The sequence below is a fragment of the Bradyrhizobium sp. JR4.1 genome (assembly GCF_040548605.1).
Classification (GTDB): Bacteria; Pseudomonadota; Alphaproteobacteria; order Rhizobiales; family Xanthobacteraceae; genus Bradyrhizobium; species Bradyrhizobium canariense.
In genome coordinates, this window is the sequence record NZ_JBEPRY010000001.1 from 548320 (window position 1) to 564370 (window position 16051).

The following is a 16051-nucleotide window of genomic DNA, read 5'->3' on the forward strand; positions in this document are numbered from 1 at the left end:
CTACATCGGCCGGTACGTCCGCACGTCCGCGGGCACGTTCACGCCGAGCTTGATCTGGCCGACGGAGCGGATGATGTCGTCGCCGAGGAGCTGGGCGAAGCAGGCGTAGCCCCAATCGTTCATGTGCAGGCCGTCGGCGATCACAAAGCTCTCGACCGGAAGCGATTGCTTCTCGTGCCAGTCGCGCATCACCTCGAAGCGCGGGAAGATGCCGACGTGACGGAGCTCAGCGACCTTGCCGAGCAGCTTCACCATCTTGCCGGCGCTCTCGGCGCGCTGGTTGACGGCTGGCGAATACTGCGGATCGACCAGCACGACGTCGGTGCCGCCGGCAGCCTGGATGCGGCTGATGCCGTCCTCGACGAGCTTGGCGGTATCGCCGGGATCGAGATTGCGCAGCACCGCATTGGTGCCGACCTGCCAGATCACCAGATCCGGATGCACGTCGATCACCTCCTTCTGAAGGCGCTTCATCATCTCGGGCGCGTCCTCGCCGCCGACGCCGGCATTGACGACGGTGATGTCGGCTGTCGGATAGTGCCGGTGCAGCTGCGCGGCAAGACGATTGGGATAGTTGAACTCCGGCGAGCTCGCACCGAATCCCGCGGTCGAGGACGAGCCGAATGCGACGATGACGACGGGCTGGCCGGCGACGAGCTTGCCCGCGACATGCGGCAGCGAGCCCATCGCCTTAGCGCCGCCCTTCGGCGACAGGCAGGGCACGCGGCTGAAGACGTCGCCGGCGGATTTCGCGACCTGCTTCACCTTGTCGATGGCGCGCGCCGTGATGCCGCGCTGGTCGGGGGACGTCGCTGCGACGGTCGTCTGGGACGGTGAAGCGGGAGCCGGATTAGCCGACTGCTGCGGGGCCGGCGTTGCCTGCGCGCCCTGCGTCTGCGCGTGCGATTGCCAGGCCGGACTCAGCAACAGCAGCACCGCTGCTGCAGGCGCAGCCAGCCATGCCGTCAGGCAAAAAGGGCGGAGAGAACTCATTAACGCTAGACCTCAATTTTGCTGCTGGGCCGGCTCCAGATGCGCAGCGTCGATCACGAACTGTGCCAACGCCCGGCCAAGGCAATCATGGACCTGCTTCGCCAGCTCAGGCCCGCGCGACGGGCTGAACAGGTCGAACTGCCCCTGGTCATTCCACTGCCGCATGATCGCGAAACGATCGAACAGCGGAATATCGTGCTCCTGCGCCACCACCCGCATATTGTCGAGGTATGGCGGCACCGAGATCATGGTTTCGGTACGCGGACTGTACTGCAAGTTCATCAAGACGACGTCAGCCCCTGCCTTTTGCAGCGCAACAACCCCTCCGGTCACTGCGCCGCGAAAATCATCGGGATCGATGGCTCGGATAGCATCGACAGTCCCGGTCTGCCAGATAACCAAAGTAGGTGCTTTTGCTTCCATCAGCTTAACGAAACTGGCGGCCGCCTCCTCGGCCGTTTTCTTGCTCTGTATTTCTACGGAGACGTGGACTATCTCGGACGGCGACAGCTTGTCCTTCAGAATGGCCTGCATCCGCGCCGGATAAGAGGCGTCCTCGGAAGCCGGAATTGTGGTCGAGCGACTGCCGATGACCAGGATTTCGAGCGGCTTGCCGGCCTTCACGGCATCGGCGACCTTGGGAAGCTGGCTTTCGCTGGTGAGCAGATAGGACGGCACTTCACAGGCTGCGGGCGCGGCTGAAGCAGCCGGCGCAGCATCGTCCGCGCGCGCCGGAGGCGCGGCGAGACCACCGCACAGCAGGATCAGGCTCAGGAAAACCTTCGCCTTCATCAGCCCCCTCCCGCCATATCGGCGCTGCCGACGGCGCTTTTGGTTTTCGAACCGCTCTTGTCAGCCACCCGCTTGTACCACGAAATCAGCCAGGCCATGGCCCACATGATCAGAATTCCGGAGAGACTAATTAGCGCATGCATGACCGGGCCGCCCGAGACCTCGGCCAGGATGAAATGGCCGGCAAAGGCGAGGAAGACGCCGAGACAGAATATCTCCAGGGAATGCGAGCCGCACAGGATCAGCGGCCGCAGCCATGGCGATTTCAGGCCCGGCCAGTCCCGCGGCAGGACGCGTACGGTGAGCGCGGCCAGCGCCAGGAAATGCGTGAAGCGCAGCACGTCCAGGTCGGCCTTGTCGATCGGATACATCCACTGCTCGAGCCGCTTCGGCATGAAATGGGAGAGCTGCGGCACATACCAGGTCAGCGTCACGTAGAATGCCGCGACCAGATAGGCGATCGCGATCCACATCGTCACCCGCGAAGCCAGAATGCGCGACATGCGTCGCGCACCCCCGAGCGCGCACCATGCCCCGAACACGAACAGCAATTGCCAGGCGAAGGGATTGAAGGCCCAGAAGCCGTTCGGATAGGCGGACAGATAGAGGTCGTATTCCCAGGTCACCGCGTAGAGCGCGACCGAGAGGCCGAGCGTCACGTCGGGGCGCCATTTCATCAGCCACAGGATCAAGGGCAGCGCCAGCATCAGCACGATATAGAGCGGCAGCACGTCCATGTTGACCGGACGGAAGCGCAGCAGCAGCGCCTGCACGATCGTCACGTCGGGCTGCTTGAGGAAATCCATGATGCCCATCTCTTCGGTGTAGAGCGGGTTCTCGAACCTGGTCGCGACGTAGGAGATTTCGGCAAGGAAGATCGTGAACAGGAAGACGTGGGCGACATAGATCTGCCAGACGCGCCGCAGGATGCGCGCGGTGGCGACGACAATGCCGGACTCCAGCATCGCCCGACCGTACACGAAGGCGGCGGTATAGCCGGAGATGAAGATGAAGATCTCGGTGGCGTCGCTGAAGCCGTAATTGCGGATCGTGAACCAGGTCAGAAGGCTCGGCGGCAAATGGTCGATGAAGATCAGCCACAGCGCAAGGCCGCGGAACAGGTCGAGCCGGAGTTCGCGCTCCCCGATGGCGGGCAGCGAAATGGCCGGCGCGGCCGCGCGCCGCTTTGCCCCCGCGGACTTGACCTCCACAGGTTTAGCGGTTCCCGCGATCGTCGATCCCGTCACTTGGTCGGCAATAGTCATCGGGGGCCTAAAAACCCTTCCGCAAATCGCGACGTGGCAAGGAGTGTACCGGTCCGGCCGTCATCTCGCAAAGCCACCGGATCACATGCAAGTACGTTTGGACCTACACTTGGACGTGTACTTCCCTGCGAATTCAGGCGGGACGATGTCGCCAAGGCCGCCTCCGGCGTTTGGTTCCCGGGCGGTTTTCGGTATGATGGCAATCATGTACCGCGCCGTGACCCGCCAGATCGAAGTGACCGTCGAGCCGAACTTTGTTCCGGAGCAGTCGTCGGCCGACCGCTCCCGTTATTTCTGGGCCTACACCATCGTCATCACCAATTCCGGCGATGAGACCGTGCAGCTCAAGACGCGGCACTGGATCATCACCGATGCCACCGGCCGGCAGCAGGAGGTGAAAGGCGAGGGCGTCGTCGGCGAGCAGCCGACGCTCGCGCCCGGCGAACGCTTCGAATACACCTCCGGCGTGCCGCTCACGACCGCCTCGGGCTTCATGACCGGCCGCTACCAGATGGTCAGCGCAAGCGGCGAACGCTTCGAGATCGACGTGCCGACGTTCTCGCTGGACAGCCCGGATAACAAGCGGGTGTTGAACTAGCGCTGGAAATGGTGGGCACGCTTCGCTTTGCCCACCCTACGGCACCGCGCTACGCGTCCTCGACGCCCGCCTCATCCGGTGTGAACTCGTACACCGAGCTGCAGAACTCGCAGGTCACGACGACCTTGTCGTCCTTGACCATTGCGGCACGGTCGTCGGACGAAAAGCTCTTCAGCATCGATGCCACCGCATCGCGCGAGCAGGAGCATTGCGCCTTCAAGGGCAGCGGATTGAACACGCGCACGCCGCGTTCGTGGAAGAGACGGTAGAGCAACCGCTCGCCGGACAGCTCGGGATCGATCAGCTCGACGTCTTCGACGGTTTCGATCAGCGAGCGCGCCTCGACCCAGGCATCGTCTTCAGCGACGGCATGGACCTCGACGCCCTCGGGCGCATCGCCGGGATGCAGATCGGCCTGCCGCGCGCGCTCGGGCGCCTTCGGCAGGAACTGCATCAGCATGCCGCCGGCACGCCAGCGATGCTTGCCGCCGTCGTTCGAACGCCACTCCTCGCCCACGGCGAGACGCACGCGTGTCGGGATCTGCTCGGAGCGCAGGAAATATTCGTGAGCGGCGTCTTCGAGGCTGCCGCCGTCGAGCGCGACCAGGCCCTGGTAGCGGCTCATGTCGGGGCCCTGGTCGATGGTCATGGCCAGATGACCGTGGCCCAGCAGCGCGCCGGAAGTCTTGCCGGAATCCTGGACTTCGCCGAGGCGCGCGGCATCATAGCGCGCATAGGCGCGCAGGCGATCCGGCGCCTGATAGTCCACGACCAGGAACGACACAGGACCGTCGGTCTGGGCCTGGAGGATGAAGCGGCCTTCGAACTTCAGCGACGAGCCGAGCAGCGTGGTCAGCACGATGGCCTCGCCGAGCAGCTTGCCGACCGGCGCCGGATAATCGTGCTTGGTCAGGATCTCGTCGAGCGCCGGACCAAGCCGCACCAGGCGACCGCGCACGTCGAGCGCGTCGACCTCGTAGGGCAGCACGGCGTCATCGATGGGAACCGCGGATGGCGCGCGAACCGGGCCTTCGGGCCCGGTTTTCATGTCAGGGGATTGGGAAACCATGGCGCTTTATCTGGGGTCGGAAGGCGAAATTGGAAGGGGGCGGCTGCATCCGGAATGCAGAACGGATCGTACGCAAGCACGGCAAACTCGGTGTCGTCCTGGCGAAAGCCAGGACGACGATCCAAAGCTACTTCACCGGCCCGCGTTACTTCACCGCGTCGAAGCACCAGGCCAGAATGCCCTTCTGCGCGTGCAGGCGGTTTTCGGCCTCGTCGAATACGACGGATTGCGGACCGTCGATCACCTCGTCGGTGACCTCCTCGCCGCGATGGGCGGGCAGGCAGTGCATGAACAGCGCATCGGGCTTGGCCAGCGACATCAGCTGGGCATTGACCTGATAGGGCTTGAGCACGTTGTGGCGGTGCTCGCCTTCCTTGTCGCCCATCGACACCCAGGTGTCGGTCACGACACAATCGGCGCCGCGCACGGCAGCTTCGGCATCCGTGCCGAGCATGATCGGCGCGCCGGTCGCCTTGATGAAGTCGCGCATCGCCTTTTTCGGTGCGAGCTCCGGGGGCGTCGCGACATTGAGCTGGAACTTGAAGCGCTCGGCGGCGTGCGCCCAGGACGCCAGCACGTTATTGTCGTCGCCGGTCCAGGCCACCGTCTTGCCCTCGATCGGGCCGCGATGTTCCTCGTAGGTCATGAGGTCGGCCATGACCTGGCAGGGATGCGAGCGCCGCGTCAGGCCGTTGATGACGGGCACGGTGGCGTTTGCCGCAAGCTCCAGCAGCGCATCGTGATTGAGGATGCGGATCATGATGGCGTCGACATAGCGCGACAGCACGCGCGCGGTGTCGGCGATGGTCTCGCCGCGACCGAGCTGCATCTCGGCGCCTGTGAGCATGATGGGCTCGCCGCCGAGCTGGCGCATGGCGACATCGAACGACACCCGCGTCCGCGTCGAGGGGCGCTCGAAGATCATCGCCAGCGTCTTGCCTTCGAGCGGCCTGACCGGCTGATGCGCCTTCTGCTTCGCCTTCATCGCGGAGGACGCGGCCAGCATGCGCTTGAGCTCCGACAGCGGCAGCTCGTTGATATCGAGGAAGTGCTTCGGTGTTTTCTTGGGCGTTTTATCGGGCGACGTGCTCATCAGCTTGCCGCCCGCTTGTTGCCAGACAACGCCGCGCAGGCGCGCTCGAGCCGCCCGACGCTGTCCTCGATCTCGGCTTCGGTGACGATCAAAGGCGGCAGGAAACGCACGACATTGTCGCCGGCACCGACGGTGAGCAGTTTTTGGTCGCGCAAGGCGGCAACGAGATCGCCGGAGGGCACCACGGCCTTGATGCCGATCAGGAGGCCCTCGCCGCGCACTTCGCTGACGACATCGCCATGACGGTCGATCACGGAAGCGAGCTTCTGCTTGAGCAGCAGCGACATCCTCTGCACGTGGTCGAAGAAGCCGGGCTTGAGCATGACGTCGAGCACGGCATTCGCCGCCGCGATCGCGAGCGGATTGCCGCCGAAGGTCGAGCCGTGCGAGCCCGGCGTCATGCCGGACGCCGCTTCCGCGGTCGCAAGGCAGGCGCCGATCGGGAAGCCGCCGCCGAGCGCCTTGGCCAGCGACATCACGTCGGGTTCGACGCCAAGGCGGCGGTACGCGAATAGATCGCCGGTGCGGCCCATGCCGGTCTGCACCTCGTCGAAGGCGAGCAACAGGCCGCGCTCGTCGCAGAGCTGGCGCAACGCCCTCAGGAAGGCGGGCGTTGCCGAACGCACACCGCCCTCGCCCTGGATCGGCTCGATCAGGATGCCGGCGGTCTGCGGACCGATCGCCTTTTTCACTGCCTCGAGATCGCCATGCGCAACCTGGTCGAAGCCCTCCATGGGTGGGCCGAAACCTTCGAGATATTTTGCCGAACCCGTCGCGGCCAGCGTCGCCAGCGTGCGGCCATGGAAGGCGCCTTCGAAGGTGATCATGCGATAGCGGTCTGGATGGCCCTTCGCGGCGTGATAGCGGCGCACGACCTTGATCACGCATTCCAGCGCTTCGGCGCCGGAATTGCAGAAGAACACGAAGTCCGCGAAACTTTCATTGCACAGGCGCGCGGCAAGCTTTTCGCCGTCCGGGCTCTGGAACAGGTTCGACATGTGCCAGAGCTTCGTGGCCTGTTCCTGCAACGCCGCGACCAGCGCCGGATGGGCATGGCCGAGCGCATTCACCGCCACCCCGGAGGTGAAATCGAGATAGCGCTCGCCATTGGTCGCGATCAGCCAGCAGCCTTCGCCACGCTCGAAACCGAGGTCGGACCTGGCGAAAACGGGGAGCAAATGCGGCGCTGCGCTGTTAGTCATGACGGTCACTTGAATGTTGCGGACGGTGTGAGCGTGCATTACGCAACGCACCATCGACCGGCCCGGAAAACGAAACGTGCCGCCTCTTGAGGGCGGCACGTGCGACTATCTTAGGCCTGGTGAAACGGGTGTCAATGCCGCCCGGAAAGCCTCGCGAAACGCTGAATCCGTAGTCTTGCGGTGCCGATTTTGCGGGATTTAGCCACGGAACATGTGGAAGCGAGTCGGCGGACTCTTGCGCGGGAGTCACGCCATATTGTAGCGTTTGGATTGTCAGATACGACATCTCGTGCAGTGGTTCTGATCTTTAAGTCCTTATGTACCGGCGTAAACGTTCGGGCGTTCAAGACGCGCCCGGCGAGCCTTAAGGGATTCTGGCGGCACGGGTTTTTGAAGGCTTAGGCATTCGCTGCGAGGCCCCAGGATGGCTGGCGCGCAGCGAGGGAAAGGGTGCAATGACGGTTTTGACCTGGTCCGATGATCGCGTCGAGCAGCTGAAAAAGCTCTGGGAGGCCGGACTTTCGGCCAGCCAGATCGCGGCGGAGCTCGGCAATGTGACCCGCAATGCCGTGATCGGCAAAGTGCACAGGCTCGGCCTCTCGGGCCGCGCCAAGAGCCCATCATCGGCAGCGCCCCGGCCGCGCAAGGCGCGCCCCGCGCAGCACATGATGCGGGTGAGCCGCCCGATCTCGCGCGGCAACACCGCGCTGGCGCAGGCCTTCGAGGTCGAGGCTGAGCCGGATCCGGTCACCTACGACAACGTGGTGCCGATGAGCCAGCGGCTGTCGCTGCTCGAATTGAACGAGGCGACCTGCCACTGGCCGGTCGGCGATCCCTCGAGCCCGGACTTCTTCTTCTGCGGTGGACGGGCGCTGTCCGGCCTGCCCTATTGCGCCCAGCACTCGCGTGTTGCGTACCAGCCGGCGTCGGATCGGCGCCGCGCACCGGTGAAGCCGGGTCCGCGGTAATCACGGCAAGTCGTCGCGCAAAGACAGTTCAATAATTTCAGTGTCGTCCTGGCGAAAGCCAGGACCCATACTCCGAGCACGAAGTAGTCGTGCGAAAGGGGTAACTCGGAGTCTTCGCCAAACCACTCCCTGTGGTTATGGGTCCCGGATCAGCGCTCGCTTGTCCGGGACGACATCGGAGAATGCAGGGACAGCTCGCCAACAAACAAGCCTGCAACCCTACACCTGCTCCGCCTTCGCAAACCGATCATCCAGCGCGTAGCCGGCGCCGCGGACGGTGCGGATCGGGTCTTGCTCGCGGCCGAGATTGAGCAGCTTGCGCAGGCGGCCGATATGCACGTCGACGGTACGCTCGTCGATATAGATGTCGCGGCCCCAGACGCTGTCGAGCAGTTGCTCGCGCGAGAACACCCGGCCCGGGTGCTCCAGGAAGAACTCCAGCAGGCGATATTCGGTCGGACCGAGATCGATCGGCCGGCCTGAGCGCGCCACGCGGCGCTTGTCACGGTCGAGCTCGATGTCGCCAAAAGCAAGCACGGTGGCGAGCCGCTCGGGGCTCGCGCGCCGCAGCAGGCCCTTCACGCGCGCCAGCAGCTCCGGCACCGAGAACGGCTTGACGATGTAATCGTCGGCGCCGGTCGCAAGACCCCGCACCCGCTCGCTCTCCTCGCCGCGCGCGGTGAGCATGATGATCGGGAGCTGCTTGGTCTCGGGACGGGTGCGAAGCCGCCGGCACAGTTCGATGCCCGACAGGCCCGGCAGCATCCAGTCGAGCACGATCAGATCGGGGATGTGCTCCTTGAGGCGGGTGTCGGCGTCGTCGCCGCGCATCACCGTCTCGACGTCATAGCCGTCGCCTTCGAGGTTGTAGCGGAGAAGCTCGGTCAGGGCTTCCTCGTCCTCAACCACCATAATGCGTGCGCCCATCGGGTCGTCGCTCCCTTAAGTCTTCAGGTGTTCGGTACCGTGTTGGCGAAGGTCGTCATGTCGCCCTTCGGCCGCTTGTCGGTGATCGCCTGGCCCTCGATCATGTAGAACACGGTCTCGGCGATGTTGGTGGCGTGGTCGCCGATCCGCTCGATGTTCTTGGCGCAGAACATCAGGTGAATACAGAACGAGATGTTGCGCGGATCCTCCATCATGTAGGTGAGGAGCTCGCGGAACAACGAGGTGCAGATGGCGTCGACTTCCTCGTCGCCCTTCCACACCGCCATCGCCGCCGGCAAATCATGCGCGGCATAGGCGTCCAGCACCGACTTGACCTGCTGCTGCACGAGGTCGGTCATGTGCTCGAGGCCGCGGAACAGCTTGAGCGGATGGAAGTCCGTTTCCAGCGCCGCGACGCGCTTGCCCATGTTCTTGGCGAGGTCGCCGATGCGCTCGAGATCAGTCGCGACGCGCATGGCGCCGACGATCTCGCGCAGATCGACCGCCATCGGCTGGCGGCGGGCGATGGTGAGCACCGCACGCTCCTCGATGCGCTTCTGCAGCGCGTCGAGCTCGGTGTCGATGGCAACGACGCGCTGGCCGAGCGGGACGTCGCGGCGGATCAGCGCGTCGACGGACTCGACGATCATGCGCTCGGCGATGCCGCCCATCTCGGCGACCAGGCGGGTGAGTTCCTGGAGGTCGGTGTCGAAAGCCTTTGCGGTATGTTCGGAAGCCATGTCGCGTCTCCTCAGCCGAACCGGCCGGTGATGTAATCCTGCGTGCGCCGGTCGGTCGGCGACGTGAAGATCTTGCTGGTGTCGTCGAACTCGATCAGCTCGCCGAGATACATGAAGGCGGTCTTGTCGGAGACGCGCGCCGCCTGCTGCATGTTGTGGGTGACGATCGCGATCGTGTAATCCTCGGACAGCTCCTGGATCAGCTCCTCGACCTTGGCGGTCGAGATCGGGTCGAGCGCCGAACAGGGTTCGTCGAACAGGATCACCTCGGGCCGCACCGCGACGGTGCGGGCGATGCAGAGGCGCTGCTGCTGGCCGCCGGAGAGCGACAGGCCGGAGGCGTTGAGCTTGTCCTTGACCTCGTTCCACAGCGCGCCGCCGCGCAGCGCCTTCTCGACGCGGCCGTCCATTTCGGACTTCGAGATCTTCTCATACAGGCGGATGCCGAACGCGATGTTCTCGTAGATCGTCATCGGGAACGGCGTCGGCTTCTGGAACACCATGCCGACGCGGGCGCGCAGCAAATTGAGGTCCAGCTTGCCGTCGAGGATGTTGGTCTGGTCGAGCATCAGCTGACCAGTGGCGCGCTGGCCGGGATAGAGGTCGTACATCCGGTTGAAGATGCGCAGCAGGGTCGACTTGCCGCAGCCCGACGGACCGATGAACGCCGTGACGCGATTGGCGCCCAGCGTCAGGTTGATGTTCTTCAGCGCGTGGTGCTCGCCGTAATAGAAGTTCAGGTTGCGCACGGTCACCTTCGGGGGCGCCTCCGGCAGCACCGGCGCGTGGGGCAGCCCACCGGCCGCGCTCATCGATACGGAAAGATCACTCATTTTGCGGTCCTCTCGGCGCCAAGGATGCGCGCGCCAATATTAAGGGCAAGAACGGTCAGGGTGATGAGCAGCGCCCCGCTCCAGGCCAATTGCTTCCAATAGGCATAGGGGCTCTGCACGAAGTTGTTGATGGTGACAGGCAGGTTCGCCATCGTCTTATTCAGGCCGAGGCTGAAGAACTGGTTCGACAGCGCGGTGAACAGCAGCGGCGCAGTTTCACCGGCGACGCGAGCGGTTGCGAGCAGCACGCCGGTGATGAGGCCGGAGCGCGCGGCGCGATAAGCGATCCGCTTGATCACCAGCGAACGCGGCAGGCCGAGCGCCGAGGCCGCCTCGCGCAGCGCGTTCGGCACCAGCAGCAGCATGTCCTCGGTCGTGCGCAGCACCACCGGGATCACGATGACCGCGAGCGCGAGCGAGCCTGCGATCGCCGAGAAGCCGCGCATCGGCACCACCACCGCGCCGTAGATGAACAGGCCGATGATGATCGAGGGCGCCGAGAGCAGGATGTCGTTGATGAAGCGGATCACCGAGGTCAGCCGGTCATTGCGGCCGTATTCGGCGAGATAGGTGCCGGCGAACATGCCGAGCGGCGCGCCGATGCCGACGCCGATCACGGTCATGATCAGCGAGCCGACGATGGCGTTGAGCAGGCCGCCCTCGTTCGATCCGGGAGGCGGCGTGTTCTCGGTGAACAGCTGGACATTGAGTCCCGCCAGTCCATTGTAGAGCAGCGTGATCAGGATCAGCGCGAGCCAGGTGACGCCGAAGGCCGTTGCGGCGATGCAGAGCCCGCGAACGACGATGTCCTTGCGGCGGCGGCGTGAATAGATCGGATTCATGGCGCTAGTTCCCCGCCTTCTTTTCCAGCCGCATCAGCATCAGCCGCGCCGCTGCAAGCACGAAGAAGGTCAGCACGAACAGCAGGAGACCGAGCAGGATCAGGCCGGACTGGTGCAGGCCGTCGCTCTCGGCGAACTCGGATGCGATCGCCGCCGAGATCGTGGTGCCCGGCGCGAAGATCGACGACGAGATCCGGAACGAGTTGCCGATGATGAAGGTCACCGCCATGGTCTCGCCGAGCGCCCGGCCGAGCGCCAGCATGACGCCGCCGATGACGCCGACGCGGGTGTAGGGGATCACCACGCTGCGGACGACTTCCCAGGTGGTGCAGCCAACGCCGTAGGCGGCTTCCTTCAGGACCGGAGGCACGGTCTTGAACACGTCGACCGAGATCGAGGTGATGAAGGGCAGCACCATGATGGCGAGGATCAGCGCGGCATTGAACAGGCTGAGATAGGACGGGGGACCTGCGAAGATCGCGCCCAGCACGGGCACGCCGTCGAAGATCTTGATCATGAAGGGCTGGAACGTGTTGGCGAGGAACGGACCCAACACGAAGAAGCCCCACATGCCGTAGATGATCGAGGGGATGCCGGCGAGCAGCTCGATCGCCATGCCGATCGGGCGGCGCAGCCATTGCGGGCAGAGCTCGGTGAGGAAGATCGCAATGCCGAGACCCACGGGGATGGCGATCAGCATCGCGATGAAGGAGGTGACGAGCGTGCCGTACATCGGCCCGAGCGCGCCGAGCACCGGCGGATCAGCGGACGGCGCCCAGCGCTGCGTCCACAGGAAAGAGACTCCGAATTCCTTCATCGCGGGGAAGGCGCCGACGATCAGCGAAATGATGATGCCGCCGAGGATCAGAAGCACCGAGATCGCGGAGAGCCGCGTGATCCAGTAGAAGGTAACGTCGCCGAGCTTGAACGCGCTCAAGGCCTTGGCGCGATCATAAGGTCCGGCGTCGTCGATTACATCGCTCTGAACGGCCATCTCTGCCACGCCGATCCCCTGTACTAAAATAGTATACGTTTTTTGTTGGTCCGTGCCCCGGATGCGGCTCAGCGCATCCGGGGCACGAGCGTCGCGAACCTAGCTCTTGATTTCGGCAGCCCAGGTCTTCTCGATCAGCTGAACGACCGGGTCCGGCATCGGGATGTAGTCGAGCTCTTCAGCCGCCTTGCCGCCGCTCTTGAAGGCCCAGCGGAAGAACTTGATGGCTTCCTGCGAGGCCGCCTTGTCGGTGGCGTCCTTGTGCATCAGGATGAAGGTCGCCGCCGTGATCGGCCAGGATTTCTCGCCGGGCTGGTCGGTCAGGATAACGTAGTAGCCGGGAGCCTTGGCCCAGTCGGCGTTGGAGGCGGCCGCCTGGAAGGCTTCGACGGTGGGCTGCACCGGCTTGCCGGCCTTGTTGACGAGACCGGTGTAGGTCAGCTTGTTCTGCTTGGCATAGGCGTACTCGACGTAGCCGATCGAGTTCTTGGTCTGGCTGATGTTGCCGGACACGCCTTCGTTGCCCTTGGCGCCGACGCCGACCGGCCACTCGACCGCGGTACCCTCACCGACCTTGCTCTTCCAGTCCGCGCTGGCCTTGGCGAGGTAGTTGGTGAAGTTGAAGGTGGTGCCAGAGCCGTCCGAACGGCGGACCACGGTGATGGCCTCCGAGGGCAGCTTCACGTTCGGGTTGAGCTTCTTGATCGCGGCGTCGTCCCATTTGGTGATCTTGCCGAGATAGATGCTGGCCAGCGTCTCGCCGTCGAACACCATCTCGCCGGGCTTCACGCCCTCGATGTTGACGACGGGAACGATGGCACCCATGACCATCGGCCACTGGACGAGGCCGTCCTTCTCGAGCTGCTCGGCCTTGAGCGGCGCATCGCTGGCGCCGAAGGTCACGGTCTTGGCCTGGATCTGCTTGATGCCGCCGCCGGAGCCGATCGACTGGTAGTTCAGACCGTTGCCGGTCTCCTTCTTGTAGGCGTCAGCCCATTTGGAATAGATCGGGAACGGGAACGTCGCACCGGCACCGGTGATATCGGCAGCAAAGGCCGCCGTCGTCGATGCGGCGACGATGCCAGCAGCGACGAGTGTTTTGAGGAAATTCATGCTGGTCTCCATACAGGGGAGCGAAGCGCCATCCGCGCCCGATCGCGCTCCCCGTGCCGCCCCTTTAGGAGCGGACAGCTGAGCTTTTACGAAGGTTTGGTGACAGTCGGATGACAGTGTTAAGCAGCTGAAATCGCTGGAATTTAGCTCAGAGCCGCAGGCTTGCCCTGGGGGAAACAGGCGGTGAAAGTGGCGCCCTGCTTGGGCACGCTTTCGATCAAAAGCCGGCCGCGATGGCGGTTAAGAATATGTTTCACCAGGGATAATCCGAGCCCTGTCCCGCCCTGCGAGCGGCTGTCGCCGACATCGACCCGGTAGAACCGTTCGGTCAGCCGCGGCAGGTGCTCCGGCGCGATGCCGGGGCCGAAATCCCGGACCAGGACCCGGATTTCCTGAGTTCCATCAGGGGCGGCGCCTGGCATCAGCGACACGATGACGCGACCGCCCGCGGCGCCGTATTTGAGCGCGTTCTCGATCAAATTCTCGAACAGGCGGAGCAGCTCCTCGCGGTCCCCCGCGATCAGTACCGGGGTCTCAGGGAGCTGGGTCTCGACCTCGACCTGGCGTTCCCGCGCCAGCGGCTCGAGCCCGTCGGCGACCTGCAAGATGATCGGCAGCAGGTCGACCAGGGTGTCTGGCCGCACATGGGCGGACAGTTCCACCCGCGACAGCGACAGCAGATCGTCGATCAGGCGCGCCATCCGGGTGGCCTGGTTGTGCATGATGCCGAGGAAGCGCTCGCGCGCCTTGGGATCGTCCTTGGCCTGGCCCTGGAGCGTGTCGATGAAGCCGGACAGCGCGGCCAGCGGCGTGCGCAGCTCGTGGCTGGCATTGGCGACGAAATCGGCCCGCATCTCCTCGACCCGACGCAGCGGCGTCTGGTCGTGGAAGGTCATCAGCATGCATTTGTCGGCGCCGCCGAAGGTGGTCGGCACCGGCACCGGCGTGATGGTCAGCTCCATCCAGCGATCGACCGGGACATGGTCGAGATAGGTCGCGCGCCGCGGCTCGGTGGTCGCGATCGACTCGCGCAGCGCCGTGATGATCTCGGGCGAGCGCAGCGCGAACTGGGCAAGCTCATTCCGGCGCAGCGCCGGCGCGAGCTGGGCGGCTGCGGCGTTGAGATGGATGACGCGGCCGGCGCGGTCGAGCAGCACCGCGGGATCGGGCATGCCGGCAACCACCGCGGCGACCGCCGCGCTCTCGACCGGGTTGACGCGGCGGGTCTCTTCGCGCGAGGCGGCGGTATCGTGCAGGCGCCACGGGATCAGCGCTGCGACCGCGACGCAGAGGAAAACCGCGATGGCATGCAGTGCCGACAATTCGCCCAGCGAGACCACCACCGACAGCGCCAGCGCCGCGGCGATCAGGATGACGGTCGAGTGCCGCAGCCGGTCGGACCAGGGCTGGGAGGAGGGAGAAGATGGGGCGTCGATCGCCATCGGGGCGGGCTTCTCCAAAGGACGTTGCGCCGGTCAGGCGCCGCTGTCGCTGCGCTTTCTCACGTAAGCGGCTTTAGGCGCGGGCCCGGGGTCGAGCTTGAGCGCCGCCTGCTGCAGGCGCTTCGATCGTGCGCCGATGATAACTTCGCGAAACGTCAGCAAGATTACAGATATGACGAAAGGGGACAGATAATAGAGGACGCGGAACAGCAGCATCCCGCCCAGCAGCTCCTCGCGGTCCATCTGCCAGAGCCCGACCAGCATGGCCGCGTCGAACACGCCAAGGCCTCCGGGCGAATGGCTGGCAAAGCCGAGCAGCGTGGCCGAGACGAAGATCACCGCGACCACCACGAAGCCGAGATTGGGCTCGTCCGGGACCAGCACGTACATCGCCAGCGCGCAGAAGCCGAGATCGATGATGCCGATCGCGATCTGGAGCAGCGTCAGCGGGCCGCCCGGCAGCATCACGGTCCAGGGCCCGCGGCCGACCATCCGGGGCTGGGTCCAGACCCAGACCACGTAGGCGACCAGCCCGACGATGATCATCATCGCCAGCATCCGGTTCAGCCAGGGCGGAAGCATGTCGATCGAGGCCGCGGCCTCCGGATGATAGGAGATGCCGAGGCCCAGCACCGCGGCATTGCCGAGCCAGAAGGTCAGGCCGGCGAGGAAGCAGATCTTTGCGACGTCGATCGCGTTCAGGCCGTAGGCGGAATAGATGCGGTAGCGCACCGCGCCGCCGGTGAAGACGCTGGCGCCGACATTGTGGCCGATCGAATAGCTGGTGAAGGCGGCGAGCGCGTTGATGCGATAGGGCACGTGGGCGTGGCCGATCGCGCGCACGGCGAACAGGTCGTAGAAGGTCAGCGTGAAATAGCCCGCGGCGACAAACAAAGCCGCCAGCGCAATCTGGCTCGGCTCGGTGCTCTTGATCGCTTCGAGGACTTCGTTGACATCGATGCCGCGCAGCATGTGGTAGAGCACATAGCAAGCGATGCCGATGACAGCGACGCTGATCACAACTCCAAGCTTATGCAGGATTTGCTTCTGGCGCAGAAACGTCATCGCTCTGCGTATGGCTTCCAGCATCTAGACCTCGAACAACGCTTCAGCGGCCGGGGTGGCCAGCGAACAGGCGGACGACGCACGGGCACTCGACGAATCCTCGTCAGCGGCTCCG

The 16051-nt window shown here is 64.7% G+C and carries 16 protein-coding genes; 2 read left to right on the forward strand and 14 right to left on the reverse strand.

Annotated features, from left to right (window positions below):
* Genes ABIB90_RS02770 through ABIB90_RS02780 form a run of 3 tightly spaced genes read right to left on the reverse strand, consistent with a single transcriptional unit; the run spans position 1 to position 3050 of the window.
* Positions 1–993: an SGNH/GDSL hydrolase family protein gene (locus tag ABIB90_RS02770; RefSeq protein WP_354127012.1), complete on the reverse strand. Its 993-nt coding sequence runs from the start codon at positions 991–993 to the stop codon at positions 1–3.
* Positions 994–1005: 12 nt separating this feature from the next.
* Complete coding sequence (locus ABIB90_RS02775; RefSeq protein ID WP_007597862.1) at positions 1006–1785, reverse strand: SGNH/GDSL hydrolase family protein; 780 nt, start codon at positions 1783–1785, stop codon at positions 1006–1008.
* Positions 1785–3050 (reverse strand): OpgC domain-containing protein, encoded by a 1266-nt coding sequence (locus tag ABIB90_RS02780; protein WP_007597863.1) that lies wholly within the window; start codon positions 3048–3050, stop codon positions 1785–1787. Before ABIB90_RS02780 ends, ABIB90_RS02775 begins: the two co-directional genes overlap by 1 nt.
* 193 nt (positions 3051–3243) lie before the next feature.
* Between ABIB90_RS02780 and apaG the strand changes: the two genes are divergently transcribed.
* Positions 3244–3648 carry a Co2+/Mg2+ efflux facilitator ApaG/CorD gene (gene apaG, locus ABIB90_RS02785; protein ID WP_088941063.1) on the forward strand — a complete coding sequence of 135 codons (405 nt, stop codon included), beginning with the start codon at positions 3244–3246 and terminating at the stop codon, positions 3646–3648.
* Between the two features lie 49 nt (positions 3649–3697).
* Here the strand turns inward: apaG and ABIB90_RS02790 are convergent, their stop codons facing one another.
* The 3 genes from ABIB90_RS02790 to ABIB90_RS02800 form a co-directional block, all read right to left on the reverse strand.
* Entirely contained in the window at positions 3698–4717 is a 1020-nt protein-coding gene (locus ABIB90_RS02790) for an Hsp33 family molecular chaperone (protein WP_035993783.1), read from the reverse strand.
* Positions 4718–4862: 145 nt separating this feature from the next.
* The gene (gene argF, locus ABIB90_RS02795) at positions 4863–5810 is read right to left on the reverse strand and encodes an ornithine carbamoyltransferase (RefSeq protein WP_354200145.1); all 948 of its coding nucleotides are present in this window, start codon (positions 5808–5810) and stop codon (positions 4863–4865) included.
* Positions 5810–7012, reverse strand: a complete 1203-nt coding sequence (locus ABIB90_RS02800; RefSeq protein ID WP_354200146.1) for an aspartate aminotransferase family protein — start codon at positions 7010–7012, stop codon at positions 5810–5812. Before ABIB90_RS02800 ends, argF begins: the two co-directional genes overlap by 1 nt.
* Positions 7013–7467: 455 nt before the next feature.
* Between ABIB90_RS02800 and ABIB90_RS02805 the strand changes: the two genes are divergently transcribed.
* Positions 7468–7980, forward strand: coding sequence for a GcrA family cell cycle regulator (locus ABIB90_RS02805; protein WP_007597869.1), 513 nt, complete (start codon positions 7468–7470; stop codon positions 7978–7980).
* 219 nt (positions 7981–8199) lie between these two features.
* On the opposite strand, the gene phoB is transcribed toward ABIB90_RS02805, so the two are convergent.
* From phoB to ABIB90_RS02845, 8 genes are all read right to left on the reverse strand, one after another.
* A complete protein-coding gene (phoB, locus tag ABIB90_RS02810) occupies positions 8200–8907 on the reverse strand; it encodes a phosphate regulon transcriptional regulator PhoB (protein WP_007597871.1) in 708 nt (235 codons plus the stop codon).
* Positions 8908–8930: 23 nt separating this feature from the next.
* Positions 8931–9647: a phosphate signaling complex protein PhoU gene (phoU, locus tag ABIB90_RS02815; protein ID WP_007597873.1), complete on the reverse strand. Its 717-nt coding sequence runs from the start codon at positions 9645–9647 to the stop codon at positions 8931–8933.
* Positions 9648–9658: 11 nt separating this feature from the next.
* Positions 9659–10480, reverse strand: coding sequence for a phosphate ABC transporter ATP-binding protein PstB (gene pstB / locus ABIB90_RS02820; protein WP_007597875.1), 822 nt, complete (start codon positions 10478–10480; stop codon positions 9659–9661).
* Positions 10477–11322: a phosphate ABC transporter permease PstA gene (gene pstA, locus ABIB90_RS02825; protein ID WP_007597877.1), complete on the reverse strand. Its 846-nt coding sequence runs from the start codon at positions 11320–11322 to the stop codon at positions 10477–10479. The genes pstB and pstA overlap by 4 nt, the downstream gene beginning before the upstream one ends.
* A gap of 4 nt (positions 11323–11326) precedes the next feature.
* A complete protein-coding gene (gene pstC / locus ABIB90_RS02830; protein WP_007615692.1) occupies positions 11327–12316 on the reverse strand; it encodes a phosphate ABC transporter permease subunit PstC in 990 nt (329 codons plus the stop codon).
* A gap of 99 nt (positions 12317–12415) precedes the next feature.
* Positions 12416–13429, reverse strand: coding sequence for a phosphate ABC transporter substrate-binding protein PstS (pstS, locus tag ABIB90_RS02835; protein WP_354200147.1), 1014 nt, complete (start codon positions 13427–13429; stop codon positions 12416–12418).
* Positions 13430–13572: 143 nt separating this feature from the next.
* Complete coding sequence (locus tag ABIB90_RS02840) at positions 13573–14871, reverse strand: ATP-binding protein (protein ID WP_354162271.1); 1299 nt, start codon at positions 14869–14871, stop codon at positions 13573–13575.
* 33 nt (positions 14872–14904) lie between these two features.
* The gene (locus tag ABIB90_RS02845) at positions 14905–15960 is read right to left on the reverse strand and encodes a putative bifunctional lysylphosphatidylglycerol flippase/synthetase (RefSeq protein ID WP_007597887.1); all 1056 of its coding nucleotides are present in this window, start codon (positions 15958–15960) and stop codon (positions 14905–14907) included.
* Positions 15961–16051: the final 91 nt, after the last annotated feature.